Source organism: Leucobacter weissii, from assembly GCF_017565745.1.
Taxonomy (GTDB): domain Bacteria; phylum Actinomycetota; class Actinomycetes; order Actinomycetales; family Microbacteriaceae; genus Leucobacter; species Leucobacter weissii.
The window spans coordinates 190286-216319 of record NZ_JAGDYM010000003.1; the positions used below are offsets into that span (position 1 = coordinate 190286).

A 26034-nucleotide genomic window follows, 5' to 3' on the forward strand; every position below is an offset into this window, starting at 1 on the left:
CTATGCGGTCGGTCGCCCCTCGTCCGCGTCTTCCCGCGAGACGTAGAGGGCGCGCGTCGCGCTGCGGCCCAGCGCGATCTCGGGAGCCGCCGGGTCGGTCCTGACGTTCACCGAATCCGAGAACGGCGCGCCGTCCTCGACGGCGAGCCGCGAGCCCGGAGCGATGCCCCGATCCTTGAAGAACTGGAGCAGTGCGGGATCGTCGTCCGCGATCCGCTCGACCAGCACCGTGGAACCCGCCGGCACCTCCGAGAGCTGGATCGCATCGGGCAGGCTGACGGTGCCGTCGGCCTTCGGGATCGGATCGCCGTGCGGATCCCGGTCGGGGTGGCCGAGGTACTCGTCGATCCGGTCGACCATGAAGTCGGAGACGGCGTGCTCGAGATGCTCCGCCTCGTCGTGCACCTGCTCCCAGCTATAGCCCAGCACGCTCACCAGGAAGGACTCGATGAGCCGATGCCGGCGCACCATCGCCACGGCGTAGGCGCGTCCGGCCTCGGTCAGCTCCACCGCTCCGTACGGCGAGTGCTCGAGCAGCCCCTGCGCGGTCAGCTTGCGCACCGCGTCCGAGACCGAGGAGAGCCGCAGCTCCGTCCGTTCCGCGATGAGCGTCGGGGTGACCGGGGCGTCGGACCATTCCGCCAGGGTCCAGACGGCCTTCAGATAGTTCTGGGTGCTCGCCGACAACTCGGAAACAGACATGACACCAGCGTACGCGGTTCACTCCCTGGTGAGCACGAGATCGAACTCGACGTACCCGTCGGGCTCCACCGAGACGAAGCCGAGGTCGGGCGCGGCGACGCCGAAGTCGGCGAACACGATCGGAACCTGGCCCACCACCTCCGCGGTCGTGCCATCGGTCCGGGCCTGGGCGGTGAAGGTGACCGCGCGCGTCTCGCCGGCGAGCGTGAGATCCCCGGTCAGCTCGTACTCGAAGGTGCTCCCCGCGGTCGGCGCCTCGTCGGCGGTCACCGCCTCGGTCAACGCGAACGAGGCCGTCGGATGAGTGTCCGTGCGCAGCGCCTGGTCGCGGAAGTAGTCGTCGCGCGATCCGCTGTCGGTCGAGATCGAGGCGACGTCGACCGACAGCACGGCCTCGGTGAGCGTCAGCCCGTCCACCTCGAGGTCGCCGCTCACCTCGGTGGTGCGCCCGGTGACGGTCACATCGGTGCCGTTCAGCACCTCGTCGACCCGGTATCCGGCCTCGGAGCCCTCGGCGACGACCCATGAGCCGCTGAAGCCGTCCGCGTCGACGTCCGCGCCCGTTCCCGGGTCGAGGGTCGATTCGTCCGCCGTGAGCGTGGGCGCCTCGGCCGCCGGTTCGGCGATGAAGTCGCGGTAGATCACCGGTCCGGCGATCGCGGCGATCGCGCCGAGGACGACGATGACGGCCGAGACGGCGATGGTGATCTTCGTACGACGGCGCATATCGGGCTCCTACGGTCGCGTGCGGGGGCATTGCTGGGATCTACTCTGGCGCGTTCGCATATGAAGCGGATGTGAGTCGACGGGGAGCTTGCTGACTCACCCGGGATTCGCGACGGAATCTCCTAGATAGCCGAGAATCCATGACGGAATCCGTTGCGTTCGTGCCAGATCGCGCCGGATTCGATATCGTTGCTCTAACTGCTCGATGGAGGAACTCGGGATGATCAACGGCAACGTGTCGCACTGGTGGGAGCAGATCGGCCCGGCGAAGCCGCGCCCCGAGCTGCCCGGCGACCTTCAGGCCGATATCGCCATCGTCGGCGCCGGCTACACGGGACTGTGGACGGCCTACTACCTGAAGCGGGCCAGGCCCGACGCCCGCGTCGTGGTGCTCGAGCAGCGCCACGTGGGCTACGGCGCCTCCGGCCGCAACGGGGGATGGCTGACCAACGCCATCACCGGAGGCCGCGAGCAGTACGTCAAGACGCACGGTCGGGATGCGGCGGAGCGCTTTCAAGCCGAGATGAACCGCACCGTCGACGAGGTGATCCGCGTGGCGCGGGCGGAGGGCATCGACGCCGACATCGAGAAGGGCGGCGAGTTCAACGTCGCCTACACCCCGGCGCAGGAGCAGCGGATCCGCGACTTCGCCGCCGCCGAGCAGCAGTGGCGGCACACCGATCTCGAGCTCTTCGAAGCGGCCGAGGCCACGGAGAAGATCAACGTCGCCGGCACCCGGGCGGCCGTCTGGCATCCGCACTGCGCCCGGATCCAGCCCGCCAAGCTCGCGGCCGGGCTCGCAGACGCGGTGGAGCGATCGGGGGTCGAGATCTACGAGGGCACCCGTGTCGAGGAGATCGCCCCGCACCGGGCGCGCACGGCCCGCGGCACGGTCTCCGCGGAATACGTCGTGCGCGCGACCGAGGGGTTCACCGCGGGGCTCAGCGGGCTCCGGCGGCTCTGGCTGCCCATGAACTCCTCGCTCATCGCGACCGAACCGCTCGCCGCCGAGGTGTGGGACGAGCTCCGCTGGAGCGATGGGGAGACGCTCGGCGACTTCGCCCACGTCTACATGTACGCGCAGCGCACCGCGGACGACCGCATCGCGATCGGAGGCCGCGGCGTGCCCTACCGCTACGGATCCCGCACCGATCTCGACGGCGAGACGCCGCTCGTCACGGTCGACACCCTCAGCGAGATCCTGCACCGCTTCTTCCCCGCGACCCGGGGCGCGGCGATCGACCACGTGTGGTCGGGGGTGCTGGGCGTGCCCCGCGACTGGGCGGCCACCGTGGGCCTCGACCGGGAGACCGGCATCGCCTGGGGAGGCGGGTACGTGGGCACGGGGGTGACGAGCACCAATCTGGCCGGGCGCACCATCACCGACCTGATCCTCGGCGAGCGGAGCGACCTCGTCTCGCTGCCCTGGGTGAACCACCGGGTGCGCAAGTGGGAGCCCGAGCCGCTGCGCTGGATCGCGACGAAGGCGCTCTACGCGGCCTACGGCGTCGCCGATCGCTCCGAGCTGCGGGGGAGGGCCACCACCTCGCCCATCGCCCACCTCGCCGACGTCGTCACGGGACGCTCATGACCGGCGGGACGGGGCTCGCCGCAGAGGCGGCCGGCGGCGGGTTGGCGATCACCGGGGCGAGGCTGCGGGGCGCCGCCGCCTTCGAGGACGCCACGGCGATCCTGATCCGCGGGGGGAGGATCGCGGCGCTCGGAAGCGACGCGGAGATCCGCGCCGCGGCGGAGGCGGAAGCCGTGCCGGTGCGGGACGTCGGCGGCGCCACCGTGACCCCGGGGCTCTTCGACTCGCACACGCATCCGCACTGGGCCGCCGAGGTCACGGCGGGCGTCGACCTCGGCGGGCTCGGGACGATCGAGGAGATCGCGGCGGCGCTCGCCGCGGAGCACGCCCGTCTGCCGGAGGGCGCCTGGCTGCGCGGATGGAACCTCGAGTACGAGCCGTTCGAGCGCAGCGGCCTGCGCGGCGACCTCTTCGACGCCGCGGTGGGCGAACGGCCCCTCGCGCTCATCTGCTACGACCTGCACACGGGGCTCGCGAACCGCCCCGCGCTCGCCGCGGCCGGCATCGGCGGCGCGCGGGCGTTCGACGACGCCAGCGAGATCGTCGTCGACGCGGACGGACTCCCGACGGGCGAGCTGCGCGAACCCAGCGCCTACCAGCTGGTCTTCGGCGCCGCGCCCGCTCCGTCCCACGAGGAGGAGCGCGACGGCCTGCGAGACATGTTCCGCCGGCTCGCCGCGGCGGGGCTGACCGGCGGCGCCATCATGGACGGGCGCGAGCGCACGGTCGAGATGCTCGACGAGCTGGAGCGGCGCGGAGAGCTCGATCACCGCGTCACGCTGCACCACTGGCACGCCGTGGGCGACGACGACGCGGCGGTGCGGCGGCGCATCGAGACGAGGGACCGACGGGGCCGCCTCTGGCAGACCGGGGCGATCAAGCTCTTCAGCGACGGCGTCATCGACACCGGCACCGCCTGGCTGCACCGCCCCGACGCCCGCGGCGACGGGGGAGCCGCGTTCTGGCCGGATTGGGGCCGCTACGCCGAGGTCGTGCGGGCCTATCACGAGGCGGGCCTGCTCATCGCGACGCACGCGGTGGGCGACTACGCGGTGAGCCGCGTCCTCGAGGTGTACGCCGGGCTGCCGCCGAGGGACGGACTGCCCTTCCACTCCGTCGAGCATCTCGAGGTGCTCTCGGACGCCGACGTGGAGCAGCTCCGCGGCAGCGGGGTGACGGCCTCCATGCAGCCGCTGCACATGCAGTGGCGGGCCGAGGATCTCAGCGACAACTGGGCCTCCCGGCTCGGGGACCGCGCCGCCACCGGCTACCGGGTGCGCGATGTGCTCGACGCGGGCGTCAGGCTCGTGCTGGGCTCGGACTGGCCCGTGGCGCAGGTCGATCCGCGACTGGGCATGGCCTGGGCGCGGGGCCGGCACACGCCCGGCGATCCGCACGCCCACGTCTTCGAGCCCGAGCAGCGGCTCACCGGCGAGGAGGCCCTGCTCGCCTACACGCTCTGGCCGGCGCAGGCGCGCGGTCACGACGATCGCGGGGTGCTGGCCCCGGGCGCCGTGGGCGACCTCACGGTCTGGGGCGCCGACCCGGTCGACGCGACGCCCGACGAGCTGCCCGGGGTGCCGATCCTGCTGACCGTCGTCGACGGCCGGATCGTCCATTCCGCCGCCGACTGAGTTCGCCCCGGCCCGGCGAGCGCAGATCCGCCACCGCGCGCGATGCTCAGCGGATCCGCGCTCGCGCGGAGCCGGTCTCGAACGGGGGCGGATCTCGGATCGGGCGGAGGGTCAGCCCACGCGTGAGACGAGCGGCGAGAGGGCGGCGCCGGGGGCCGTGAGGAGGTCGGCCACCTCCCGGATGGTGGCCTGCAGGCTCGCGCTCGCGTGCGTGGGCGCCATGTCGGAGCGGCGCGCCAGGCTGACCGTGCGCGTCAGATCCTGCAGGGGCGTGGCCCGCAGCTGCGAGCGCTCGGTGGCCACCATGGCGGGCACCACGGCGACGCCGATGCCCCGCTTCGTGAAGCTGAGTGCCGCGTCCATCTCGGCGCCCTCCACGGCCACGAGCGGCGTCAGCCCCTCGGCCCGGAACGCCGCATCGACCGCCGAGCGCAGATCGTAGCTCTCGGGGAACATCATCTGCGGCACCTCGGCGAGCCCGCGAAGCGTGACCGACGAGGCGCCGCCGAACGGGTCGGGCCGCTCCGCGGACGACACCACCACGAGCCGTTCGCTCAGGATCGGCTCGCGCTCCAGCACGGCCCGCGCGCCGGAGGAGACGCTGGTGACGATGAGCGCGAGATCCAGCACGCCCTCGAGCAGTGCGGTGATGAGGCTCCGGGATCCGCGCTCCATCACCTCGATCTCGATCCCCGGATAGCTGGCGTGGTACTTCGCGAGCACCTCCGCCACCAGGGAGGTGCAGAGCGTCGGCGGTGCGCCGAGCCGGATGCGACCGCGTGTGAGCCCCGCGAGCTCCGCCATCTCGGCCGCGGCGGTCTCGGCATCCGAGAGCATGCGACGCGCGATCGGCAGCAGGCGCTCTCCGGCGGCGGTGAGGGAGACGTTGCCGCGAGCCCGGTGGAAGAGGTCGACGCCCAGCTCCGATTCGAGGGAGCGGATCTGCCGGCTGAGCGACGGCTGTGCAAGATGCAGCCGTTCCGCGGCGCGGGTGAAGTGCCCGACCGCCGCGACCTCGGCGAAACCGCGCAACTGCTCGAGATTCATCGCTCGATAGCCTACACGCATCATGATCATTTGATCTATTCATTGGAGTAATGCTCGGGTGGCGAATACCTTGGGACGCGGCCCGGGTGCGCGGCCCGGAACACCAGGTCCGACCCGCGAGCCCGAGCGCACAGAGACCGCGATCCTCAGGAGGGGCGAGATGCCGACGCAGCAGAGCACACCGAACACCCAGAAGCTGGGCAACGAGGGGTTGAAGCAGGAGTTCGCCTATCCCGAGCGCGTGCTCAGCACCGGGGCGGTCGTCATCGGCGCCGGCGGCGCCGGACTGCGCGCGGCGATCGAGTTCGACGCGCAGGGCGTCGACGTGCTCGTGCTCGGCAAGCGCCGCAAGAACGACGCGCACACGATCCTCGCCGCGGGCGGCATCAACGCGGCGCTCGGCACGATGGATCCCGAGGATTCGTGGCAGCAGCACGCCGCCGACACCATCAAGGAGAGCTACTTCCTCGGCCACCCCCACACGGCGGAGGTCGTGGCGCGGGGCGCCGCGCGCGGCATCCAGGATCTCGTCGACTACGGCTGCCGCTTCTCGCGCGAGGAGGACGGCCGCATCTCCCAGCGCTTCTTCGGCGCCCACAAGTGGCGCCGCACCTCGTACTTCGGCGACTACACCGGCCTGGAGATCCATCGCGCCCTGCTGCACCAGGCGCAGCAGCAGAGCATCGAGATCCGCGACACCGTGTACGTGACCCGCATCCTGGTGAGCGACGGGCGCGCCTTCGGCGTCTACGGCTTCGACGTCGACACCGGCGAGCGGATCATGGTGTTCGCCGACGTGGTGGTGCTGGCCGCCGGCGGGCACAACCGGATCTGGAAGGTCACCTCCTCGCGCAAGGACGAGAACACCGGCGACGCGCTGCGGCTCGCCCACCTCGCCGGGGCCGAGATCCAGGACGCGGAGCTCGTGCAGTTCCACCCGAGCGGCATCCTGGAGCCGCTCGAGGAGGCCGGCACCCTCATCACCGAGGCGGCTCGCGGAGAGGGCGGCATCCTCCGCAACGCGCTCGGCGAGCGGTACATGGCGAAGTACGATCCGGAGCGGATGGAGCTGTCGACCCGCGACCGGGTCGCCCTCGCCTCGTACACCGAGATCGCCGAGGGGCGCGGCACCGACAAGGGCGGCGTCTGGCTCGACGTCTCGCACCTGCCGGACGAGATCATCCACGAGCGCCTCCCGCGCATCTACAACATCGTGCAGGAGCTGCAGGGCAAGGACATCACCCAGGAGCCGATCGAGATCGCCCCGACCTCGCACTACACCATGGGCGGCGTGCGGGTCTCGCCCGAGGACCACTCGACCGGCGTCGACGGGCTCTACGCCATCGGAGAGACCTCGGCCGGACTGCACGGCGCGAACCGGCTGGGCGGGAACTCGCTGATCGAGCTGCTGGTCTACGGGCGGATCGTCGGAGAGATCGGGGCCGCGCGCGTGCGCGCGTACGCCCCCGCCGAGCGCTCCCGTGCGGCGATCGAGGAGGCCCGGGAGGAGGTCGCCGCCCTCGACCGCGCGGACGGCCCGGAGAACGCGATCGTCCTCTTCGAGGAGCTGCGCCAGATCCTCACCGACCACGCGGGCGTGGTGCGCAGCGAGACCGGCCTGACGCTCGGTCTCGAGAAGCTCGCCGCGCTCGAGGAGCGGGCGGAGCGCATCGGCGTGCACACCGACATCGCCAGCTATCTCGACCTCACCCGGGCCTTCAACCTGAAGGCCGGGCTGATCGCCGCGCGGGCCACCCTCGAGTCGGCGCTGGCCCGCACCGAGACCCGCGGCGCGCACAACCGCAGCGACTTCCCGGAGCAGGACGAGAGCCTGCGGGTGAACATGGTCTGGTCCGGTCCCGGGCGGGTCGCGCCGCAGCCGATCCCCGCGGTGCCGGAGGAGATCGCCGCGCTGATCGAGGAGATCTCGACCGAGGGCAAGATCCTCGAGTAGGCGTCGCCCGGCCCGCGACATGCGCGAGGGGCGACGAGGCGGGGTGGCTCTCGTTCGGGGGAGGGGATGACCGCGGAAACTGCGCGATCCCGGCGCTTCGCGGGCGCGAGCGGAAGTCTGTGGATGACTCGCGAGAGCACCGCACCGTGATCCGTGGACGACCCGAAGGCCTGCCCCTCCGAACTCCGCTCTGCGCGGGCATGACGCGGGTATGGCCGGAAGCCGCCGACGGCCCGCGCGGTGCCGACTCGTTCAGGCCCCGGCCGGCGGCGTGCGCTCGCCCGACCAGATCCGGGTGAGCTCCGACTCGATGCGGCGCCAGAAGCTGTGCATGATCGAACTGGTGCGCGCCCCCGTCCACACGGTGAAGTGGCGGCCCGATGCCGGGTCGGCCCGAAGCCACTCGTCGAGCCACGCATCGACCGCGTCCGCGAGGGCCTGGCCGCGCGGGATGCCGATGCCCGGTCGCGGGCTGGGGCGGAGCTGCTCCCGGCAGATCCAGGTCACCCCGATGCCCGGCGGGGGGTTCAGCGGCTCGATCTGGATGGGGGAGAACACCTCGATGAAGATGCGGCCGTAGCTCTCCGGAGGGAGGGTGGCGCACCAGAGGCGGAGTCCGGGCAGGTCGGCCGCGTCGCCGCCGGCGAGCACGCAGTCGAGGTGCTCGGGGTCGAGGAACACGAGCTCCTGCGACATGGACTCCTGGGGGTCGTCGGGGAACGGGTTTCTGGCACTCACGGTACTACTTTAGGCTGGCCTAATAATCATCGGCTGAATACCCAGCGGATCGTCAGGAACGCGGGGCGTCCGTGCGCCGCTCCCGCGCCGGCGGCCTCGGCGGGCCGATCCGCGGGCGGCAGCGTCCGGAACCGGAGGTCCGGGGACTCGCGGTCAGGTCCGCAGGACGCGGTAGCCCTTCACCGCGTCGTAGCCGTGGATCTCGCGAGTGTCGAGCACCGCCATGAAGTCGAGGATCTCGCGAGTGATCACCTGCCCCGGCACGAGGACCGGGAAGCCGGGCGGGTAGGGCGTCACGAAGCCCGCGCTGACCGGCTGCTCCCCGCGGTCCACGCGTTCCCGCAGCTCCGTCGGGGAGACGTGCTCCACCCCCGAGCGGCGCTGCGCTCGGAAGAACGCGGCGCGGAGGTCCCCGTCGGGGAGCACGGCGTCGGTCGCGTACTCCGGCGCGAACGCGCTGAAGTCGGGCAGGGGCGGCATCGGCACCTCGACCGGCTGCGGGAGGGCGGCGTCGCGCTGCTCCTGGATCTCCTCGAAGCGCTCGGCGAGCTTCACGAGCACCTCGATGAGGTAGGCGATCGCGCTCCGCGAGGTGCCGATGTTCGTCATGAACAGCACCGTGTTGCGGCTCGTCTTGTTGACCTGCACGCCGTAGCGATCCATCAGGTGATCGTGCTTGAAGGTGTCGCCGTCGACCCCGGTGCGGCTGATCTCGATCGTGATCCGGCTCGGATCGATCACGAGCTCGTCGTGCGTCCAGGCGCGCCACATCGTCGCGAGCCCGTCTCGGAGCGGCATCGGCCGGCCGACCTCGCGGAGCTCGGCGGGGATCAGGTCGTGCGCGGTGAGCACGCGGAAGGTGCGGCGCAGCAGCGGATGCCGGGCGATCGCCTGCGAGAGGCTCGTCGCGAGGTCGAGCTGCCGCTGCACGAGCTCGTAGCCCTCGAGCTCCACCTGACGGCGGCCCAGATCGAGCGAGCTGAGGATCTGGTAGTTGGGCGAGGTGGTCGTGTGCGTCATGTACGCCTCTTGGAACGGCTCCTCGGCCTCCCGCACCCAGTCCTGGTCGTAGACGTGGATCATGGAGCCCTGGCGCAGCGAGGTGAGCGTCTTGTGCGTCGACTGGGTCGCGTATACGCGGAGCCGGGCGCGCGGCGACGGGATGAGCCGCTCGCTCAGCCACGCCTCATCGGCCTTCGGCGTCCCGTCCTCGTCGAAGAGCCGCTGCCGCTGCTCCTCGTAGGCGGCCTCGTGCTCGGCGGTCCTGAAGCGCTCCTCGAGCCGCTTCGCGGCGGCCATCGCGGTGCGTCGGCGGGTGACCGGGTGGAAGGCGGCGAACGCGAACCAGGCCTCGTCCCACAGGAACACGAGATCCGGCTTGATCGCCAGGCACTCCGCCATCACCCGTTCGGGGTCGTAGACGATGCCGTCGAAGGTGCAGTTGGTGAGCGTGATCATGCGCACCTCGTCGAGCCGGCCGGCGGCGCGGTAGTCCAGCAGCAGCTGCTTGATCCGGCTCAGCGGCACGGCGCCGTAGAAGGCGAAGTCGTTGAGCGGATAGGCCTCGAGGTAGGCCGGGCGCGCGCCCGTCAGCATGATGGCGTGATGGTGCGACTTGTGGCAGTTGCGGTCGACCATCACCACGTCGTTCGGCGAGACGAGGGCCTGGTGCACGATCTTGTTCGCGGTCGAGGTGCCGTTCGTGACGAAGAACGTGTGCTTGGCGCCGAAGGCGCGGGCGGCCAGATCCTGCGCCTTCTTGAGCGTGCGCACCGGGGCGAGCAGCGAGTCGAGGCCGCCGGAGGTGGCGCTGGTCTCCGCGAGCAGCAGGTTGAGGCCGTAGAACTCGGCGAGGTCGCCGATCCACTTCGAGCCCACCACGGAGCCGCCGCGGGCGACGGGCAGCGCGTGGAACACCCCGACCGGGCGGCGCGCGTGCTCCTGGATCGCGCCGAAGAACGGGGTGTCGTAGAGGTGGGAGATCCGGCGCAGCAGCGAGAGGTGCAGCTCGAGGTGATCCTCCCGGCGGAAGACGCGGCGGAACCGCTTGGTCAGCGCACCGGCCAGATCCTCGATGTGCGCGCCCGCCATGAGATAGAGGTCGATCTCGGGGCGGACCGAGTTGAGGGTGTCGGCCAGCGCGAGCACGCGCCGGACGGAGGGGAGGGCGCTGATCGCGGCCGAGGACCGGCTCCCCGCCTCCCCGTGGGCGAGGGCGATGGCCTCGAGCAGGTCCCGGCTGAGCGGCTGCTTGGTGCGGGCGATGAAGCCGGGGCGCACGACCACGGCGAGGATGTTCGGGTTCGTCAGCACCGCCGCGACCGCGTCGTCCGCGGAGGGCACGATCACGTAGTCGTAGATGAAGTCGTCGGCGGGGTTGCGGAGGCGGCGCGCCTCGGCGCGTATGGCGTCCCGGTCCGCGGCCGTCGTCTCGTCGACGATCAGCACCTCGAAGCGGGGCCGCGGATCCCGATCCTCCTCGAGCTCGCCCCGTTCGCCCTCTTCGACGGCGCCGTCCGAGGGCTCGTCGGTGAGCTGGCTCGTCCGGAGCCGCCCCACGACGCGCCCGATCCGGTCCAGCGCCGTCTCGAACTCGCCCCGGCGCAGCAGATCGGCGACGCCGGCGACGTAGCGCTGGCCGAAACCGGCCCAGTACATCTCGATCGTCTCGAGCGCGCGCAGGCCGTGCCAGATCTCGTGGTCGGCGCTCAGCTCGCCGTCCTCCTCGCTGCCGTGCACGAGGCGCTTCACCGCGAAGCGCAGGTACTCCCAGGCGTCGCTGCGCAGGCGCCAGGTGCTCGACGGCATCCCGGGCCCGCGACGGAGCGGCGGGATCTGCGTCGGCGCCGCGGGGGCTTCGTCGATCGGCTCGGCCGTCTCCCCGGTGCTTCTCGCGCCCGCGGCTTCGAGCGCCTCATCGAACAGGCTCATCGGCGCGATCCTTTCAGGTGTGGCGCCCAGCGGCGGGCGGGCACAGTCGGTTTGCGACGATCCTACCCGCTCGCATATTCCGCCCCGCCGCTCGCTGCTGAAGCGGTTAGGGCCGAGATCTCCGTTCAGGCTGACGTTCTCGGCTGAACATCTCCGCCGGAGGCGCAGCTTCAGCCCGAAGCGCGCACGCCGCGGGCGCCCGTGCGAACCGCGTAGACTTGCAGCCATGGGCAGCACTCAGGAGCGCAGGCATCGGATCGTGGTCCTGGGCGGCGGGCCGGGCGGCTACGAGGCGGCCCTCGCGGGAGCCCAGCTCGGCGCCGATGTGACGATCGTCGAGCGCGCCGGCATCGGCGGCTCGGCGGTGCTGACGGACGTGGTGCCCTCGAAGAGCCTGATCGCCACCGCGGGCGCGGCGCAGGCGGTGCGCGAGTCCGGCAAGCTCGGCGTGCAGGCGTTCCTGCCCGGCGCCGACGGCAAGCCGGTGCGGCCCAGGATCGCCGTGAACCTCGCGGCGGTGAACACGCGGCTGCTCGCCATGGCCGGCGCGCAGTCGGTCGACATGCGGCGCAACCTCGAGGAGGCCGGCGTGCGGATGGTGCACGGCTCGGGCCGGCTCGACGGGCCGGATGCCGTGCTCGTCTCGACGTCCGAGTCCGGCGGCACCGACTTCGATCGGATCGAGGCCGACACGGTCGTGATCGCGGTGGGGGCGAGCCCGCGCGAGCTCGACTCGGCGAAGCCCGACGGCGAGCGCATCCTCACCTGGAAGCAGGTCTACGACCTGAGCGACGTGCCCGAGCACCTGATCGTCGTGGGCTCCGGCGTGACCGGAGCCGAGTTCGCGAACGCCTACCGCACGCTGGGCAGCGAGGTGACCCTCGTGTCGAGCCGGGAGCGCGTGCTGCCGGGCGAGGATCCGGACGCCGCCACCGTGATCGAGGACGAGTTCAAGCGCATCGGCATGAACGTGATGTCGAAGTCGCGCGCCCAGGCCGTCGAGCGCACCGAGCACGGCGTCGTGGTGACCCTCGCCGACGGCGGCACCGTCGAGGGCTCCCACTGCCTCATGGCGGTCGGCTCGATCCCGAACACCGCGGGTCTCGGCCTGGAGGAGGCGGGCATCGAGCTCAGCGAGAGCGGGCACATCAAGGTGAACAAGGTGGCCCGCACCTCGTTCCCGTCGGTCTACGCCGCCGGGGACTGCACCGACTTCTTCCCCCTCGCCTCGGTGGCCTCGATGCAGGGGCGGACCGCCATCATGCACGCGCTCGGCGACTTCGTGCGCCCGATCGATCTGCGCAACGTCGCCGCCAACGTGTTCACCTACCCCGAGATCGCGACCGTCGGCTGGAACGCGCGCACGCTGGCCGAGGCGAGCGACGTCGCGAAGGCGGTCACCCACACCATTCCGCTGAACACGAACCCCAGGGCGAAGATGATCGGCCTCACCGAGGGCTTCGTGAAGCTCTTCGCCTGGGAGGCGTCCCGCACCGTGATCGGCGGGGTCATCGTCGCCCATCGCGCGAGCGAGCTGATCTTCCCGCTCGCGCTCGCCGTCGAGCACCGGCTGACCGTCGATCAGGTGGCCTCGGCGTTCACCGTCTACCCCTCCCTGACGGGCGCGATCACCGACGCCGCCCGCGCGATGCACCAGAGCGCGCTGTGAAGCGGCGGGCGATGCTCCGCGCCTGGGCCGGGCTGGGGGCGCTGGCGCTGCTCGCGGGAGCGACGGGCTGCGCGCCGGCGAAGCCGGATCCGGTGCCGTCGGACACGGGCGCCGATCCCGTGGTCACCATCCAGGTGATCGACAACCGCTTCGAGCCCTCCACGGTCGAGATCGAGGCGGGTCAGGCGGTGCGCTGGGTGTTCGGCGGGCAGGCCGATCACGACGTCGTCGCCGAAGACGGCAGCTTCGTCAGCGAGCTGATGCGGAGCGGGGAGTACGTGCACGTGTTCGACGATCCGGGCGAGTGGGCCTACGACTGCTCCATCCACCCGGAGATGACCGGCACGGTCGTCGTCAGTGAGCGGGGCTGACCGGCACGGTCGTCGTGAGTGGACGGGGCTGACCGGCCCGGCCGTCGTCCGGTCGGCGCGCCTCGCCGGTGTCAGGCCGGGGCGGCGAGGCGCACGGAGGCCAGGCGCTCGGCCGGGCTCGGCGCCGGGTGCACGGTCACGAGCTCGTCCGCGTCGGCGTGCGCCGCGAAGGCGGCGAGCTCCTCGCGCACCCGCTCCGGGCCGCCGATCGCGGTATGGCGCAGCATGCCGCGGATCTCTCGTCCCGCGGGTGCGTCGAAGAGCGCGCCGGCCTCCTCCTCGGTGAGCTCGCGATCCCGTCCGCGCGACAGGAAGCGGCGCACCCGATCGAGCTCGGTGCGTGCGAAGAGGTCCTCCGCCTGCGCGTCGCTCTCGGCGGCCACGACGTTGACGCCCGCGTACACGTAGGGTTCGGGATGCGCTGCGCTCGGCACGTAGTTCGCGCGATAGTGGGCGACCGCGGCCGTCAGCGCCTGCGGCGAGAAATGCGAGGCGAAGGCGTAGGGCAGCCCGAGCTGCGCGGCGAGGCTCGCGCCGAACAGGCTGGAGCCGAGGATGACGAGCGGCACCCGGGTGCCGCGGCCGGGATAGGCGTTGACCGCGGTGCGCGGCAGCTCGTCGCCCAGCAGCCGCTGCAACTCCATCACGTCGTTCGGGAAGTTCTCGCTCGCCGCGAGGCTGCGCCGCAGTGCGCGGAAGGTCGCGCCGTCGCTGCCCGGCGCCCGGCCGAGGCCCAGCTCGATGCGTCCGGGGTGCAATTCGGCGAGGGTGCCGAACTGCTCCGCGATCACGAGCGGCGAGTGGTTGGGCAGCATGATGCCGCCCGCTCCCAGACGGATGCGCTCGGTGCGCGCCGCGACGTGCGCGATCAGGACCGCCGTGGCGCTCGAGGCGATCGACGGCATGTTGTGGTGCTCGGCGTACCAGACCCGCCGGTATCCGCCGGCCTCCGCGGCGCGGGCCAGTTCGACCGAGTGTGCGAGCGCGTCGCCGATGCGGCCCTCGCTCTCGACGGTCGCGAGGTCGAGCAGCGAGAGCGGCACATCGGTCATGCGAGATGCAACCGTCTGCCGTCTCGCCCTATTCCGCTTCCGGTGCTCCCGTGCGTCGGGGAGGGAGGACTAGGGCATGTCTCGCAGATCCTGCGTCTCCTGCGCGAGCCCTGGCGGCACGTCTTGCAGCGTTGTCGTCAGTCGACGATGCTTCCGGCATCGCCTCCCTCCTCCGCCTCGCGATACGCACCGCCAGGGCTCTGCTCGCGACGACGAAGATCTACGAGACATGCCCTAGTCGGCGACGACGCTCATGAGCACGTGACCGCTGGGCACGGTCTGCCCGATCGGCGCGTCGATCCCGGTGACGGCGCCGTCGTGGGGCGCGTAGATCGACTGCTCCATCTTCATCGCCTCCAGCACCGCGACCAGTTCGCCGCCCTCGACCCGCTGCCCTTCCTCGACGGCGACCTTGACCACGGTCGCCTGCATCGGCGCCGACACCGCGTCGCCGGACGCCCCGGCGATCGACGCGCTCTTGGCGCGGCGGGGCGCGGGACCGCGCGTCACGTCCTGATCCGAGAGCGGGATCAGCGAGGCGGGCATGGCGACCTCGATGCGGCGCCCGGCCACCTCGACCACCACCGTCTGCCGCTTCTGCTCCGGGGCGATCGCCCCGACCTCCCCCTCCCAGGGCGCCAGATCGTTGTCGAACTCGTTCTCGATCCACAGCGTGTAGACGCCGAACCCGCCGCCCTCGGCGGTGAACGCCGGATCCCGCACGATCTTGCGGTGGAACGGCAGCACCGTGGGCAGGCCCTGCACCTCGAACTCGTCGAGCGCCCGTCGCGCGCGTTCGAGCGCCTCGGCGCGGGTGGCTCCGGTCACGATGAGCTTGCCGAGCATCGAGTCGAAGGCGCCCGATACCACGTCGCCGGAGGTCACCCCGCTGTCCACGCGGACCCCGGGCCCCGAGGCGGGCTTGAAGAGGCTGACCGGCCCGGGAGCGGGCAGGAAGCCGTTCGCCGGATCCTCCCCGTTGAGACGGAACTCGAAGGAGTGGCCGTGCGCCGTCGGGTCGCCGTAGTCGATCGCGCCGCCCTCCGCGATGCGGAACTGCTCGCGCACCAGGTCGATGCCCGTGACCTCCTCGGACACCGGGTGCTCGACCTGCAGGCGGGTGTTCACCTCGAGGAACGACACGGTGCCGTCGCGGGCCACCAGGAACTCGCAGGTGCCGGCTCCGACGTAGCCGACCTCGCGCAGGATCGCCTTCGACGACTCGATGAGCGCGCGGTTCTGCTCCTCGCTGAGGAACGGCGCCGGCGCCTCCTCCACGAGCTTCTGGTGCCGGCGCTGCAGCGAGCAGTCGCGGGTCGAGACGACCACCACGTTGCCGTGACGATCCGCCAGGCACTGGGTCTCCACGTGACGCGGCTTCTCGAGGTACTTCTCCACGAAGCACTCGCCCCGGCCGAAGGCCGCCACGGCCTCGCGTGTCGCCGATTCGAACAGCTCGGGGATCTCGTCCCGTTCCCGGGCGACCTTCAGCCCGCGCCCGCCGCCGCCGAACGCCGCCTTGATGGCGACGGGCAGCCCGTGCTCGTCCGCGAAGGCCAGCACCTCGTCGGCGGACTGGACCGGGTCGCTCGTGCCCGCGGCCAGCGGGGCCCCGACCTTCTCGGCGACGTGCCGCGCGCTGACCTTGTCGCCGAGGCGCTCGATGGCCTCGGGATCGGGTCCGATCCACACCAGGCCGGCGTCCTGGACCGCGCGGGCGAAGTCCGCGTTCTCGGCGAGGAACCCGTAGCCGGGGTGCACCGCGTCGGCGCCGGACCTGCGGGCCGCGCCGAGGATCTTCTCGATCACCAGGTACGTCTCGGCGCTGGTGCTGCCGTTCAGGGCGTAGGCCTCGTCGGCCAGCTGGGCGTGCAGCGCATCGCGATCCTGATCCGCATAGACCGCGACCGAGGCGATGCCGCCGTCCCTGGCGGCGCGGATGATGCGGACGGCGATCTCACCGCGGTTGGCGATGAGCACTTTACGAATGCGCGACATGGTCTCCAGCTTATTGGAGTGGACCGGGGGAGTTTTGGACATCCTCGACAAACCTTTCGGCGAACCGTTGCCGTTCCGCACAGGGTCGGGCGTCGGGTCGCGCCGCCGTGGTGCGCATCGAGCCGGTGGGCGGCGGCTTCCCGCGCCGTCATCGGGCGCCATCCGGAGTGCCGGAGACGCCCGCGCCGCGGTAGTGTTGGTGTGCCCCGGCACTCGGGTTCCGCGCTACTCCACGGGAGGCCACCCATGTCCCAGAACACGCAGCTCGACGATCTGCTGAGCCGGGTCCCCGTGGCCGAGCTCGCGGGACGGTTCGGCGTCGACGAGGCGACGGTCGAGGCGGCCGTCCGCCAGACGCTGCCGGGCCTGGTCGGGGGCCTCGCGGTCAACGCGAGCGAGGCCGAGGGCGCCGAGAAGCTCGAGAAGGCGCTCGAGAAGCACGGCGCGGGCGAGGCGAAGCCCACGCTGAAGGGCATCGACACCGAGGACGGCACGAAGATCGTGACGCACGTGCTCGGAGACCGGCGCGACAGCGTCGCCCACGCGCTCGGGGCCCAGTCGGGCAACTCGGCGATCGCGGATCTCATCCCCAAGCTGCTGCCCATCCTCGCCCCCCTCGTGCTCCAGTTCCTCGCCGGCCGGGTCGGCGGCGGTGCGGCGTCGAGCACTTCGGGGAGCGCTTCGGCGGGCGGCGAGGCCGGCGTCGGGGGCGTGCTGGGCGATCTGCTCGGGGGCCTGCTGGGCGGCGGTTCGAACGGCGGCGCGGCGCAGTCGTCCGGCGGCGACCTCGGCGGCGTGCTGGGCGGCCTGCTCGGCGGCGGCTCGGGATCCTCCGGCGGGGGACTCGGCGATCTGCTCGGCGGGCTCCTGGGCGGGAAGTAGGCAGGTCGAGCCCATTCGGTAGACTCGGTACCGTGGTCAATCCAGACGTGCAGGGCAAGGTCTATCCGCCCGCGAAACCCTATTTGGTCGGGCGCGAGAAGGTGCGCGAGTTCGCCCGGGCGGTGCTCAGCGAAGCGCCGGTCCACCACGACCCCGAGGCCGCGCGCGCAGCGGGGCACGCGGATGTGGTCGCCCCGCCGACCTTCCCGGTGGTCGTTCAGGAGGCGACGCTTGCGCAGCTCCTCGCGGACGAGGAGGCCGCCGTCGACTTCTCCCGCGTGGTGCACGGGGATCAGCGCTTCACCTACACCCGCCCCATCGTGGCGGGCGACGAGCTCACGGCGACGCTGACGATCGCGTCGGTGAAGCAGCTCGGGGGCAACTCGATGGTGACGGCGTCGAGCGACATCGTCGACGCCGCGGGCGAGCACGTGGTGACGGCGATCTCGACGCTCGTGGTGCGCGCCGCCGAGCCCGGCGGGCCGGACGCCGAGCGACCGGGGGCCGGGGCATGAGCCCGCGGTTCGAGGAGCTCGCCGTCGGCGACGTCGTCGCCGAGCGGGAGACGATCCTCACCCGTGACGCGCTCGTGCGCTATGCCGGCGCGTCGGGCGACTTCAACCCCATCCACTATCGCGACGACGTCGCGCAGTCGGTGGGGCTCCCCGGGGTGCTGGCCCACGGCATGCTGACGATGGGCGTCGCGGCCTCGGCGGTGACGGACTGGCTCGGCGCGGCCGGCCGCGTGGTCGACCACCAATCGCGTTTCACCCGACCCGTGCCCGTCGACGCCCGGAACGGCGCTCTGCTCCGGGTGACGGCGACCGTCGGCGCGCTCGACGAGGCGCTGCGCGTCGCGCGCATCGACCTCGCCGTCGTCTTCGACGGCGCCACGGTGCTCGGAAAGGCGCAGCTGGCGGTGTCGTTCGCGTGATCCTGCCCGAGTCCGGCGGCGCTCGGCCCGGCGGCGCCGAGGCCCCCGGCACCGCCCCGACGCTCGCCGAGCTGACGACGATGCGCGTCGGCGGGCCGGCGGAACGGGTGCTGGTGGCGCGTACCGGCCAGGAGATCGTCCGGCTCGCCCGGGTGCTCTGGGACGAGGGCGAGGACTGGCTGCTGCTGGGCGGCGGATCCAACACGGTCGTCTCCGACGCGGGCTTCCCCGGAGCCGTGCTGCTGCTGCGCAGCGAGGGGATCGAGCGGGTCGACGAGAGCGTCGACGGGCCGGGCGACGATCCGGATCCGGCGTCGAGGATCCGGCTCCGGGTGCAGGCCGGCCACGACTGGGACGCGCTCGTCGCCGAGTGCGTGGAGCGCGGCTGGTCCGGGATCGAGTCGCTGGCGGGGATCCCGGGGCGGGTCGGCGCCGCGCCGGTGCAGAACATCGGAGCCTACGGGGCCGAGCTGAGCGACGTGCTGCACTCGATCGAGTTCCTGGACGCGGCCAGCGGGGAGGTGGTGCGCCTCCCGGCCGAGGCGCTCGACCTGGGATACCGGCATTCGCGTCTCAAGGCCGGTCTCGCGGGCGTGGTGCTGTCGATCGATCTCGTGCTCCGGTCGGATCCGGAGCATCCGAACCCGCTCTCCGCGCCGGTGCGCTACGGCCAGCTCGCCGACGCCCTGGGCATCACGATCGGCGAGCGCGTCGCGCTGCGCGAGCTGCGCCGCACCGTGCTGCGGCTGCGCGCCTCGAAGGGCATGGTCCTCGACGAGCAGGACCACGACACGTGGAGCGCCGGCTCGTTCTTCACCAATCCGATCGTCTCCGAGTCGTTCGTCCGCACGCTGCCCAGCAGCGCGCCGCGCTTCCCCGTCGCGGGCGCCGATCCCGCGCCCGCCGTCACGAGCTTCGAGGAGCTCGCGGCGGGCGTGCCGCTCCGCCTGCCGGATACCGCGCCCCCGCGCCGGATGAAGCTCTCCGCGGCCTGGCTGATCGAGCGCGCCGGGATCCCGAAGGGGTTCCGCATCCCCGGCTCCGGCGCGGCGATCTCCTCGAAGCACACCCTCGCGATCACCAACCGCGGCGCGGCGAGCGCCGACGACGTGGCCCAGCTCGCCCGCTACGTCGTGCAGCGGGTGCAGGCGGAGTTCGGCGTGATCCTGGTGCCCGAGCCCAACCTCTACGGCTTGGAGCTGTGATCGGCCGACCCCGTGCGGCCCGGGGCCGACCGTGTGCCGATCGCCCTCCGACCGCCTCCGAGTCCCACTGATCCGGCGGCAGTGGGGCCGAATCGGGTGCCGAGCGCCCCACGGCCGCCGGATCATCGCGGGTCGCGACCGGGGGCAGGACGTGCGGACGTGCCGGTGCGGGGCGCCCCTTGTGGAGCGCGCACAAAGAGGCGCGTCGCTGGATCGTCCGCCGCTGGCGGGGGGCGACGCGACGCTTGCAGCCCCGCCGGCTCTGTCGTAGCTTGACGATGAACCGTACTCGTTGGCGAAGGAGCACCCATGAGCACCGCACCGCGGATCGATGTCGCGTCCGTCCGGGACGCCCTCTACGGAAAGTGGAAGGACGAGCGAGTCGAGGGGCGGCGGGTCGCCGCCCAGCCGAGATTCCAGGGCATCCCCGGCCAGTCGATGGAGGATCACCGCGCCCGGGTCCTGGAGCAGCTCGGCGGCCTCGTCGAGGAGGGAGCGATCCAGCGCGCCTTCCCGAAGGGCCTCGGCGGCGGCGACAATCACGGCGGCAACATCGCCGCCTTCCAGGAGCTCGTCTACGCCGATCCGTCGCTGCAGATCAAGAGCGGCGTGCAGTGGGGGCTGTTCGGCGCCGCGATCCTGCACCTGGGCACGCGCGAGCACCACGAGCGGTGGCTGCCCGACATCATCAGCCTCGAGCTCCCCGGCGTCTTCGCGATGACCGAGATCGGGCACGGCTCCGACGTCGACTCCCTCGGGACCACGGCCACCTACGACCCCGAGGCGCAGGCGTTCGAGATCCACACCCCCTTCGCCGGGGCCTGGAAGGACTACCTCGGCAATGCGGCGCTGCACGGGCGGGCCGCGGTCGTCTTCGCGCAGCTCATCACCCGCGGGGTGAACCACGGCGTGCACGCGTTCTTCGTGCCGATCCGCACCCCCGAGGGCGAGCTGCTGCCCGGCGTCGGCGCCGAGGACGACGGGGTCAAGGGCGGACTGAACGGCATCGACAACGGGCGCCTGCACTTCACGCGGGTGCGCATCCCGCGCCAGAACCTGCTCAACCGCTACGGCGACGTGGCGCCCGACGGCGCCTACTCCTCGCACATCGAGAGCCCGGGGCGCCGGTTCTTCACCATGATCGGCACGCTCGTGCAGGGGCGGGTGTCGCTCGACGGCGCGGCGGTGGGCGCGATGAAGGGCGCGCTGGCCATCGCGATCTGCTACGGCAGCGAGCGCCGGCAGTTCCCCGGCCCCGACGGGCGCGACACCGTGCTGCTCGACTACGGCCAGTACCAGCGCCGGCTGCTGCCGCGCCTCGCCGAGACCTATGCCATGCAGTTCGCCGACCACCGCCTGCTCGAGACCTTCGACGAGGTGTTCTCGGGAGCGGGAGACACCGACGAGAACCGCGAGGATCTCGAGACGCTCGCGGCGGCGCTCAAACCGCTCTCGACCTGGGCCGCGCTCGACACCCTGCAGGAGGCCCGCGAGGCCTGCGGCGGCGCCGGATTCATGGCGAAGAACCGCCTCACCGGCTGGCGCGCCGACCTCGACATCTACGTCACCTTCGAGGGCGACAACAACGTGCTGCTGCAGCTCGTCGGCAAGCGGCTGCTCGGCGACTACGCGGCCCAGTTCTCAGGCGGCGATCGGGCGGCGCTCGCGAGGGCCGCCGCGGAGCAGTTCAGCGAGCGTGTGACCCGCTTCGGGCTGCGGCGGATCGGCCAGAGCCTCTCCGATCTGGGGCAGGTCTCGCGCTCGGTCGACAGCGTGCGCAACCCGGAGGCCCAGCGCGCGCTCCTGACGGAGCGGGTGCAGGCCATGGTCGCGGATGTGGCGCTGGCGCTGCGCGAGGCGACGAAGGATCTGCCCAAGGAGGAGCGGGCCGCGGCCGGGGCCGCGGCGTTCAACGCGCAGCAGGCCAAGCTCATCGAGGCGGCGCGCGCCCACGGGGAGCTGCTGCAGTGGGAGGCCTTCACCGCCGAGCTCGCGGCCTTCAGCGGCGACACGCTGACGGTGATGACGTGGCTGCGCGATCTCTTCGGGCTGCGCCTGCTCGAGAAGCACGCCGCCTGGTATCTCGTCCACGGGCGGCTCTCCGGGGCGAGGGTCGAGGCGGTCAGCGCCTACATCGATCGCCTCGTCGGCCGGATCAGGGAGCACGCGCTCGACCTCGTCGAGGCCTTCGATCTGGGGCCCGAGCTGCTGCGCGCCGAGATCGCCACGGGCATCGAGGCCGAGCGCCAGGCGGAGGCGCAGCGGCACGTGGAGTCGCAGATCGCGGACGGCACGCGTCCGGTGCACGAGAAGGAGCTGCGCAAGCGCGCGAGGTCCTGATCCGCCCGTGAACGCCCACCGCCGGACGTGCGGGGCGGGCGCGGGGCGGTCGGCGCCGCCGCGCACTACAGTGAGTGCATGACCGACTCGCCGCGCACGCTGTATCCGCCGACGGAGCCCTACGAGCACGGCAGGCTGGACGTCGGCGACGGGCAGGAGCTCTACTGGGAGGCCTGCGGCGATCCCGACGGCGCGCCCGCGGTGTTCCTCCACGGCGGCCCGGGCGGGGGCTGCACGCCCGACCACCGCCGCTACCACGATCCCGAGAGATACCGGACCATCCTCTTCGACCAGCGCGGCTGCGGGCGCAGCACCCCGCACGCCGGCGCCCCCGACGCGGATCTGTCGGCCAACACGACCTGGCACCTCGTCGCCGACATCGAGCGGCTGAGGGCCCACCTCGGCATCGAGCGGTGGCAGGTGTTCGGCGGATCCTGGGGTTCGACCCTGGCCCTCGCCTACGCGCAGGCCCACCCGGAGCGGGTGAGCTCGCTCGTGCTGCGCGGCATCTTCACCCTGCGCCGCAGCGAGATCGACTGGTTCTACCAGGAGGGCGCGTCGCAGCTCTTCCCCGACGCCTGGGAGGAGTACCTGGCGCAGATCCCCGAGGCCGAGCGGGGCGATCTCGTCGCCGCCTACCACCGCCGCCTCTTCGATCCGGACCCGGCCGTCCACGTGCCCGCCGGCGTGGCCTGGACGGTGTGGGAGAACTCGACCGTCCGCCTCGTCCCCGACGCCGCCGCGATCGCGGCCGCCAGAGCCGATCGACCCGCGGCCGTCGCCTTCGCCAGGATCGAGAACCACTTCTTCACCCACGGCGGCTGGCTCGAGGAGGGGCAGCTGATCCGCGACGCGACCGCGCGGCTCACGGGGATCCCCGGGGTGATCGTGCAGGGCCGCTACGACGCCTGCACGCCGCCCCGCACGGCCTGGGATCTGCACCGGGCCTGGCCCGAGGCGGAGTTCCGGATGGTCCCCGATGCGGGGCACGCCGCGAGCGAACCCGGCATCGTGGATGCGCTCGTCCGGGCCACCGACCGCCTTGCTCGTGCGGCCGACGCGGTGGCTCCACCGCCCGATGCTTAGGATGCGATGGCCGCGCCCTTGCGCCGAGGGTACGTTGTTGCTCGTGGCGTATCTTGGGTGACCGCGATAGCGTGCCCCGCGACGCGCTTCGTACTTTTCGATGGTGTCGGATGGGCAGAATCGAAGGGGTCGGCGGTCAGCCGAGGGCGAACCGCGGAAGCCGCGATCAGTAGAGGTCAGGCCGAGCCGATCCGTCCGGGCGAGGCGGATCGATACCGGCACCCCGCAGGAAGTCGAGCATTGCCCCACTCGTCGTCGAGTCGTTCCAGCGGCAGCGGATCATGCGGAACTGAGTCACGGCGCGAATCTCGTCCTCGCGTCTCTTCTCGGCGAGCACGACTTCCTCCGCTGTGCGGCCGTCACGGAGCTTCGGATCGAGATACTTGTTGCGGCCGTCCGCCTCGAGAAAGGTGCGGTGTCCGAGCAACTCGATATCAACCCGGTAGCTGGTGCCTCTCGAGCCGACGACCTCCACCTGCTCCCTGACCGCGATGCCGAGTCGGGCGAGCTGCAACCTGCAGAGCGTCTCGAGAGGGGATTCGACCAGGGGGCTCGCGAAGGCGGTGACGCGTCTCGCGCGATCCTTCCCTGCGGATCGGGGGAGTTCCTCGAGACGCGCCAGCATGACCCGGCGAGCCTCCTCGATCCCGATCCTCCGCGTGTTGATGAGGGTCCGCATTCCCGCGTCTGCGCACACCAGGCCGGCGTCGAAGGATGAGCTCCGTGCGACGTCGAGGACCGTGCGAATGAGATCGGTGTGGCGCAGCCCGGTCGTCTCGGCGATCTCGCTCTTCAGGATCGGGGACCGGTGGCGCGACACGCGCGTCGGCGGAAGCACCTCTTCCTTCGTGTCGCTGCGGGTGCGGCGGGGCGTGCTGCGCGTATTCGCCGCGATGAGGTGCACCCGCTCTCCCGCGAAGCGCAGCAGGGGGAGGGATTGCAGCGTCGCGGCTGTGTGGTGAGAGAAGACCGGGCGGCCGATGGCATTGGCGTGCACCGCGAGCGCGCGGATCCGGTGCTGATCCTCGAATGAGAGCGCGTGCCACTGCGATCCTGCAACGTACCACCCCCGCAGGATCCGCAGCAGCTCGCCACGTTTCACGGCGCGGCGCAGTTCGGCGGGGGCGCGGCCGACCGCCGCGAGCTGGTGCCGGTGCTGCAGCTTGGATCGGAGTTCGCCGAGTCGCCCTTTTCCATCCATGACACAGAAGTCTCGCGCTTCACGACGCGCCGACGGCCGAACCCCGGTTTCTGTGGACGAGTCGGGGGTGCCCGGGCGTATGAGGCGTTCGGTGAGGGGCATGGGGAGCTGTGCCGCGTGGGGCATGTGCGGCGGTGCTGTGCGGCGGTGGGTTCTGCGTGCCGAAGTACGCTGCGGAAGTACGCTGCGGTTCGGGGGGTACGCTGGTGTCACGCCAAAAGGGGTGCCCCGACACGCAAGATACCCCCCGACGGCCGGGTCCGCGTCGGTTCCGCGGTGAATCCACGTCGGCTCCGGGTCGGCGACGTTACCGAGCGGTAACTGGTGGTTCACGACGTAACAAAACGTTCATCTCGCGATCGCGTGTCGTACTGCGAGCGGATCGGCTCTGGGCGTAGCGTGTGTGGCATCGGGCAAAGCGCTCGATCGAGGCGGCCAGGCCCCTCGCAGGAAACGGCCGCTTCGCTGATCCGGAACACCCGGATAGTGAGGAGTCACCGTGGCCGAGCGACCGCAGACCGACACCGGCATCATTCCCACCGGCATCATCGACGAGACGGAGCGCGCGGCGCGCGAGTCCTCCGGCGGCCACGATGCGCTGCCGCAGCAGGAGCGCACCTATGTGCTCGACACCTCCGTGCTGCTGAGCGATCCCGGTGCGATCTTCCGCTTCGCGGAGCACGCCGTGGTGCTGCCCGTCGTCGTCATCACCGAGCTCGAGAAGAAGCGCCACGATCCCGAGATCGGCTATTTCGCCCGCCGCGCGCTGCGCCTGCTCGACTCCCTCCGCGAGCAGCACCTGCGGCTCGACTTCCCGGTGCCGGTGGGGGAGCAGGGCGGCACGCTCCGCGTCGAGCTCAATCACTCCAGCGCCGAGATCCTGCCGAGCGGCATGCGGCTCGGCGACAACGACACCAGGATCCTCGCGGTGGCGCAGAACCTCGCCGCCGAGGGGCTCGACGTGTCCGTCGTGTCGAAGGATCTCCCGATGCGCGTGAAGGCCGCAGCCCTCGGGCTCGGGGCGGAGGAGTACCGGGCGGAGCTCGCGAGCGACGACTCGTACTCGGGCGTCGCCGAGCTCGATCTCGGCGAGGACGAGATGGCGGTCCTGTGGGAGGACGAACGTCTCGACGGCGTCGCGGCCGCCGCGTCGCTCCCGCTCGGCACGGGACTGATCCTCGGCTCGCCGCGGGGCTCCGCGCTGGGCCGGATCGACGGCCCCGAATCGCTGCGGCTCGTGCGGGGCGACCGCGAGGCGTTCGGGCTGCACGGTCGCAGCGCCGAGCAGCGCCTCGCGATCGACCTGCTGCTCGATCCCTCGGTCGGGATCGTGTCGCTCGGCGGCCGGGCCGGAACCGGCAAGTCGGCGCTCGCCCTCGCCGCGGGGCTCGAGGCGGTGCTGGAGCGGCAGCAGCATCGCAAGGTGATGGTCTTCCGCCCGCTCTACGCGGTCGGCGGTCAGGAGCTCGGCTACCTGCCGGGCGACCAGAACGAGAAGATGAACCCCTGGGGGCAGGCGGTGTTCGACACCCTCGGCTCGATCGTGTCCCCCAACGTGCTCGAGGAGATCGAGGCGCGCGGCATCGTCGAGGTGCTGCCCCTCACGCACATCCGCGGGCGCTCGCTGCACGACGCCTTCGTGATCGTCGACGAGGCGCAGTCGCTGGAGCGCAACGTGCTGCTCACGATGCTGAGCCGCATCGGGCAGAACTCCCGGGTGGTGCTGACGCACGACGTGGCGCAGCGGGACAACCTGCGCGTCGGGCGGCACGACGGCATCGCCGCCGTGATCGAGAAGCTGAAGGGCAACCGGCTGTTCGGACACGTCACCCTGACCCGCTCGGAGCGCAGCGAGATCGCCGCGCTCGTCACCGACATGCTCGACTGATCGGGCGCTTCCGCGCTGCGCGGGATGTCGCGGACGCGAGTGGATCCGAATCGCCCGTTCCGAGCTGCTGAACGGGCGATTCGGG

At 71.8% G+C, this 26034-nt stretch carries 20 protein-coding genes; 12 read left to right on the forward strand and 8 right to left on the reverse strand.

Annotated elements, in window-relative coordinates:
* Both J4H92_RS01785 and J4H92_RS01790 read right to left on the reverse strand, forming a co-directional pair.
* Positions 1–702: a metal-dependent transcriptional regulator gene (locus J4H92_RS01785; RefSeq protein ID WP_208095313.1), complete on the reverse strand. Its 702-nt coding sequence runs from the start codon at positions 700–702 to the stop codon at positions 1–3.
* A gap of 18 nt (positions 703–720) precedes the next feature.
* Positions 721–1428 carry a YceI family protein gene (locus J4H92_RS01790; protein ID WP_208095314.1) on the reverse strand — a complete coding sequence of 236 codons (708 nt, stop codon included), beginning with the start codon at positions 1426–1428 and terminating at the stop codon, positions 721–723.
* Positions 1429–1648: 220 nt separating this feature from the next.
* Here J4H92_RS01790 and J4H92_RS01795 point away from each other — a divergent pair, with 220 nt between their 5' ends.
* Complete coding sequence (locus J4H92_RS01795; protein ID WP_208095315.1) at positions 1649–3019, forward strand: NAD(P)/FAD-dependent oxidoreductase; 1371 nt, start codon at positions 1649–1651, stop codon at positions 3017–3019.
* Positions 3016–4653 carry an amidohydrolase gene (locus J4H92_RS01800; RefSeq protein WP_208095316.1) on the forward strand — a complete coding sequence of 546 codons (1638 nt, stop codon included), beginning with the start codon at positions 3016–3018 and terminating at the stop codon, positions 4651–4653. The genes J4H92_RS01795 and J4H92_RS01800 overlap by 4 nt, the downstream gene beginning before the upstream one ends.
* 111 nt (positions 4654–4764) lie before the next feature.
* Here J4H92_RS01800 and J4H92_RS01805 read toward each other — a convergent pair whose 3' ends face one another.
* Positions 4765–5700, reverse strand: coding sequence for a LysR substrate-binding domain-containing protein (locus J4H92_RS01805; protein WP_208095317.1), 936 nt, complete (start codon positions 5698–5700; stop codon positions 4765–4767).
* A gap of 160 nt (positions 5701–5860) precedes the next feature.
* On the opposite strand from J4H92_RS01805, the gene J4H92_RS01810 reads away from it, so the two are divergent.
* Positions 5861–7654 carry an L-aspartate oxidase gene (locus J4H92_RS01810; RefSeq protein ID WP_208095318.1) on the forward strand — a complete coding sequence of 598 codons (1794 nt, stop codon included), beginning with the start codon at positions 5861–5863 and terminating at the stop codon, positions 7652–7654.
* A gap of 252 nt (positions 7655–7906) precedes the next feature.
* On the opposite strand, the gene J4H92_RS01815 is transcribed toward J4H92_RS01810, so the two are convergent.
* The gene (locus tag J4H92_RS01815) at positions 7907–8392 is read right to left on the reverse strand and encodes an SIP domain-containing protein (RefSeq protein WP_341782967.1); all 486 of its coding nucleotides are present in this window, start codon (positions 8390–8392) and stop codon (positions 7907–7909) included.
* Between the two features lie 153 nt (positions 8393–8545).
* Complete coding sequence (locus J4H92_RS01820) at positions 8546–11200, reverse strand: aminotransferase class I/II-fold pyridoxal phosphate-dependent enzyme (protein ID WP_243751907.1); 2655 nt, start codon at positions 11198–11200, stop codon at positions 8546–8548.
* Between the two features lie 349 nt (positions 11201–11549).
* Here J4H92_RS01820 and J4H92_RS01825 point away from each other — a divergent pair, with 349 nt between their 5' ends.
* A complete protein-coding gene (locus tag J4H92_RS01825; RefSeq protein WP_208095321.1) occupies positions 11550–12992 on the forward strand; it encodes an NAD(P)H-quinone dehydrogenase in 1443 nt (480 codons plus the stop codon).
* Positions 12993–13003: 11 nt separating this feature from the next.
* Positions 13004–13363 carry a cupredoxin domain-containing protein gene (locus J4H92_RS01830; RefSeq protein ID WP_208095322.1) on the forward strand — a complete coding sequence of 120 codons (360 nt, stop codon included), beginning with the start codon at positions 13004–13006 and terminating at the stop codon, positions 13361–13363.
* 71 nt (positions 13364–13434) lie between these two features.
* Here the strand turns inward: J4H92_RS01830 and J4H92_RS01835 are convergent, their stop codons facing one another.
* Positions 13435–14415: an LLM class flavin-dependent oxidoreductase gene (locus tag J4H92_RS01835; RefSeq protein WP_208095324.1), complete on the reverse strand. Its 981-nt coding sequence runs from the start codon at positions 14413–14415 to the stop codon at positions 13435–13437.
* 234 nt (positions 14416–14649) lie between these two features.
* On the reverse strand, positions 14650–16413 hold the full coding sequence (locus J4H92_RS01840) for an acetyl/propionyl/methylcrotonyl-CoA carboxylase subunit alpha (RefSeq protein WP_208095326.1): 1764 nt from the start codon (positions 16411–16413) through the stop codon (positions 14650–14652).
* A gap of 246 nt (positions 16414–16659) precedes the next feature.
* Here J4H92_RS01840 and J4H92_RS01845 point away from each other — a divergent pair, with 246 nt between their 5' ends.
* From J4H92_RS01845 to pip, 6 genes are all read left to right on the forward strand, one after another.
* Complete coding sequence (locus tag J4H92_RS01845) at positions 16660–17295, forward strand: DUF937 domain-containing protein (RefSeq protein WP_208095328.1); 636 nt, start codon at positions 16660–16662, stop codon at positions 17293–17295.
* Between the two features lie 32 nt (positions 17296–17327).
* Positions 17328–17810: an FAS1-like dehydratase domain-containing protein gene (locus J4H92_RS01850; RefSeq protein WP_208095330.1), complete on the forward strand. Its 483-nt coding sequence runs from the start codon at positions 17328–17330 to the stop codon at positions 17808–17810.
* The gene (locus tag J4H92_RS01855; RefSeq protein WP_208095331.1) at positions 17807–18229 is read left to right on the forward strand and encodes a MaoC/PaaZ C-terminal domain-containing protein; all 423 of its coding nucleotides are present in this window, start codon (positions 17807–17809) and stop codon (positions 18227–18229) included. The genes J4H92_RS01850 and J4H92_RS01855 overlap by 4 nt, the downstream gene beginning before the upstream one ends.
* 80 nt (positions 18230–18309) lie before the next feature.
* Complete coding sequence (locus tag J4H92_RS01860) at positions 18310–19434, forward strand: UDP-N-acetylmuramate dehydrogenase (protein ID WP_208095469.1); 1125 nt, start codon at positions 18310–18312, stop codon at positions 19432–19434.
* A gap of 309 nt (positions 19435–19743) precedes the next feature.
* The gene (locus tag J4H92_RS01865) at positions 19744–21774 is read left to right on the forward strand and encodes an acyl-CoA dehydrogenase family protein (RefSeq protein WP_208095333.1); all 2031 of its coding nucleotides are present in this window, start codon (positions 19744–19746) and stop codon (positions 21772–21774) included.
* Positions 21775–21852: 78 nt separating this feature from the next.
* Positions 21853–22860 carry a prolyl aminopeptidase gene (gene pip, locus J4H92_RS01870; RefSeq protein WP_208095335.1) on the forward strand — a complete coding sequence of 336 codons (1008 nt, stop codon included), beginning with the start codon at positions 21853–21855 and terminating at the stop codon, positions 22858–22860.
* A 166-nt stretch (positions 22861–23026) separates the two neighbouring features.
* Here pip and J4H92_RS01875 read toward each other — a convergent pair whose 3' ends face one another.
* On the reverse strand, positions 23027–24061 hold the full coding sequence (locus tag J4H92_RS01875) for a hypothetical protein (RefSeq protein WP_208095336.1): 1035 nt from the start codon (positions 24059–24061) through the stop codon (positions 23027–23029).
* A gap of 544 nt (positions 24062–24605) precedes the next feature.
* On the opposite strand from J4H92_RS01875, the gene J4H92_RS01880 reads away from it, so the two are divergent.
* Positions 24606–25949 carry an RNA 5'-3' helicase PhoH2 gene (locus J4H92_RS01880; protein ID WP_208095470.1) on the forward strand — a complete coding sequence of 448 codons (1344 nt, stop codon included), beginning with the start codon at positions 24606–24608 and terminating at the stop codon, positions 25947–25949.
* The last annotated feature ends 85 nt before the right edge of the window (positions 25950–26034 follow it).

Bases quoted from the DNA above. Each gene is read 5' to 3' on its own strand.
- J4H92_RS01785 (WP_208095313.1), bottom strand. From the start codon at position 702: ATGTCTGTTTCCGAGTTGTCGGCGAGCACCCAGAACTATCTGAAGGCC.
- J4H92_RS01790 (WP_208095314.1), bottom strand. From the start codon at position 1,428: ATGCGCCGTCGTACGAAGATCACCATCGCCGTCTCGGCCGTCATCGTC.
- J4H92_RS01795 (WP_208095315.1), top strand. From the start codon at position 1,649: ATGATCAACGGCAACGTGTCGCACTGGTGGGAGCAGATCGGCCCGGCG.
- J4H92_RS01800 (WP_208095316.1), top strand. From the start codon at position 3,016: ATGACCGGCGGGACGGGGCTCGCCGCAGAGGCGGCCGGCGGCGGGTTG.
- J4H92_RS01805 (WP_208095317.1), bottom strand. From the start codon at position 5,700: ATGAATCTCGAGCAGTTGCGCGGTTTCGCCGAGGTCGCGGCGGTCGGG.
- J4H92_RS01810 (WP_208095318.1), top strand. From the start codon at position 5,861: ATGCCGACGCAGCAGAGCACACCGAACACCCAGAAGCTGGGCAACGAG.
- J4H92_RS01820 (WP_243751907.1), bottom strand. From the start codon at position 11,200: ATGCCGTCGAGCACCTGGCGCCTGCGCAGCGACGCCTGGGAGTACCTG.
- J4H92_RS01825 (WP_208095321.1), top strand. From the start codon at position 11,550: ATGGGCAGCACTCAGGAGCGCAGGCATCGGATCGTGGTCCTGGGCGGC.
- J4H92_RS01830 (WP_208095322.1), top strand. From the start codon at position 13,004: ATGCTCCGCGCCTGGGCCGGGCTGGGGGCGCTGGCGCTGCTCGCGGGA.
- J4H92_RS01835 (WP_208095324.1), bottom strand. From the start codon at position 14,415: ATGACCGATGTGCCGCTCTCGCTGCTCGACCTCGCGACCGTCGAGAGC.
- J4H92_RS01840 (WP_208095326.1), bottom strand. From the start codon at position 16,413: ATGTCGCGCATTCGTAAAGTGCTCATCGCCAACCGCGGTGAGATCGCC.
- J4H92_RS01845 (WP_208095328.1), top strand. From the start codon at position 16,660: ATGTCCCAGAACACGCAGCTCGACGATCTGCTGAGCCGGGTCCCCGTG.
- J4H92_RS01855 (WP_208095331.1), top strand. From the start codon at position 17,807: ATGAGCCCGCGGTTCGAGGAGCTCGCCGTCGGCGACGTCGTCGCCGAG.
- J4H92_RS01860 (WP_208095469.1), top strand. From the start codon at position 18,310: ATGCGCGTCGGCGGGCCGGCGGAACGGGTGCTGGTGGCGCGTACCGGC.
- J4H92_RS01865 (WP_208095333.1), top strand. From the start codon at position 19,744: ATGAGCACCGCACCGCGGATCGATGTCGCGTCCGTCCGGGACGCCCTC.
- pip (WP_208095335.1), top strand. From the start codon at position 21,853: ATGACCGACTCGCCGCGCACGCTGTATCCGCCGACGGAGCCCTACGAG.
- J4H92_RS01875 (WP_208095336.1), bottom strand. From the start codon at position 24,061: ATGGATGGAAAAGGGCGACTCGGCGAACTCCGATCCAAGCTGCAGCAC.